This window comes from Planktothrix sp. FACHB-1355 (genome assembly GCF_014748295.1).
GTDB classification, from domain to species: domain Bacteria; phylum Cyanobacteriota; class Cyanobacteriia; order Cyanobacteriales; family Aerosakkonemataceae; genus Aerosakkonema; species Aerosakkonema funiforme_A.
Window position 1 is genome coordinate 1 of sequence record NZ_JACJUP010001214.1, and the last position, 2,058, is coordinate 2,058.

At 42.6% G+C, this 2,058-nt stretch carries 1 protein-coding gene and 2 pseudogenes; all 3 read left to right on the top strand.

The window, feature by feature from the left end; translation table 11 throughout:
• Window positions 1–434, top strand: a pseudogene (locus H6S82_RS30900) (hypothetical protein); the annotation flags it as partial.
• A 157-nt stretch (window positions 435–591) separates the two neighbouring features.
• Window positions 592–1,653: a glycosyltransferase family 4 protein gene (locus H6S82_RS30905; RefSeq protein ID WP_190470945.1), complete on the top strand. Its 1,062-nt coding sequence runs from the start codon at window positions 592–594 to the stop codon at window positions 1,651–1,653.
• 4 nt (window positions 1,654–1,657) lie between these two features.
• A pseudogene (locus H6S82_RS30910) lies at window positions 1,658–2,058 on the top strand (glycosyltransferase family 1 protein); the annotation flags it as partial.

Here is a 2,058-nt window from a genome sequence, read left to right on the forward strand (position 1 = left end):
GTTACAATGCCAGAGCAGAAGGCTACAATGAAGCGATGGGTCTAGCTGTGTCTGAGTTTATTGGTAGGGGAGTGGGAAGTTCATTAAATATCGGCGGTGATTTTGGTAGCTACGATAGCGGCGTTTTGATTATGTTGTTTGCGCTGGGTTGGTTTGGAACTATACCTTACCTTGGCGGACTTCTCCTGCTTTTTTTCAATATATTTCAAAGTTCTGAGGCAAGCTTCGATCCGGTTTTTAGTGGGGCTCGCGCTATTGCGATCGCCGTTTTCGCACAGATTGGTTTGAACAGCGTACAATTGGGTATTTTCGGTGTAGTTATGTGGGGATTTCTTGGCATGGCTATGGCAGCGCGTAAGTACTACAGCCATCAAAAAGAATCTCATACTTTTGGTATAAGGAAAGGCAATTTACATCCATTAAACACTACTTGAGTTAGATGTAAAACTAGCATATTTAAGATTAGGATAGCCAAAGTTAGAACAAAATAATTACGGTGCGTTTCGGTGAAAGCCTAAAGCATCCTAAACACAGAGGTGCAATCTCTCAAAAGTCAAACAAAAGTAAAAGTTGTAGCTCGCGTTAATCGTTATGAAAAAACCTGCATCGATCGTTTGCTGCACACCTTTTTGGGGAGACAATTGGAAATGGTTTGCGCCTGAACTCGATCGAGAGCAACTGCGCTGGTACTTTTATGCGGATAAGTCGCGGGGAGAAATCGAAAGGTATTTGCGAACTTCTGTGTTCCGCACTTGCCTAGAAGCTGTTCGTTGTGCAAAGCAACAGCAAGCTGACCTGTTATTCACACATAATCCGCGACTATCATTGTGGTGCGTTTTGTTTGCTACCTTGCTAAGAATAAAAACAAATCATATTGCCTATTCGTTTAATTTTCACAATCTGCCGCACGGTTTGAGGTATCACTTGTATAAATGGGCTTGCACAAAAATTAGCAAGTTTATCGTTTATTCACAGTGGGAAAAGGAATTCTACAGCGAATATTTCGATATACCGCCAGAACGGATCGAAATGCGTTTTTGGAGTATGGCTGTACCTCAAATTGAGCCTGAAGAACCTTTAGAAACAGGGGATTATATTTGTGCGATCGGTGGCAATGCGCGAGATTACGAAACGCTGATGGCAGCGATGGAAAAACTGCCGGATATCAAAATGGTGATTGTGGTTAGACCGCATAACTTAAAAAATCTAAGCGTTCCACCGAATGTGAAAGCTTTGGTAAATATTCCCGAATCCCAGGCCATGAATATCCTCAAATATTCGCGTTTTATGGTGTTACCGCTCAAAGGTTCGGAAGTACCTTGCGGTCATATTACGCTTGTGGCGGCAATGCACCTTGGTAAGGCATTTATCATCACAAATTCGATTGGTGTCAGCGATTATGTGTTTCCCGATCGCAATGCCATCACTTGCGAAGCATTTTCGCCCGATGCTTTAGCAAAAACGATTCGCGATTTGTGGAACGATCCTGTCAAATGTCAGCAACTCGGTGAAAATGGCAGGCAGTTTGCACAAAAATATTGTGCGTCAGATTTGGGTCGGCAGCATTTGCAGCGTTTGCTTTTTGATTTTTTGAACGCAGATGAAAGCAGATGCACGCAGATGCACGCAGATAAATTTCCAATTTCAAATTAGGATTATGAAAATTCTATTTTTAGACCAAAGTGGAAAACCGGGCGGTGCGGAACTGTGCCTGCTAGATATTGCTAAACCTTATCGAGATAGCTGTTTAATTGGATTGTTTGCGGATGGCTCTTTCAGACATTTGCTAGAACAGCACAATATTCCCGTTGAAGTTTTAGCAACCGATCCGATCGCAGTCCGCAAAGAAAGCAATTTGGCACAAGGGTTAAAAAGTTTTGGCAACCTCGCACCTTTAATCGCTAAGGTAGTTCATCTCAGTCGCGATCGCGATTTAATTTACGCTAACACTCAGAAAGCTTTAGTTGTGGGTGCGATCGCTAGTTTTATCGCACGTCGTCCTCTCGTCTATCACTTGCATGATATTATTTCTCCGGAACACTTTAGCCAAACCAATAT

Excerpts from the sequence above, each read along its gene's own strand:
- H6S82_RS30905 (WP_190470945.1), top strand. The coding sequence starts at position 592 with ATGAAAAAACCTGCATCGATCGTTTGCTGCACACCTTTTTGGGGAGAC.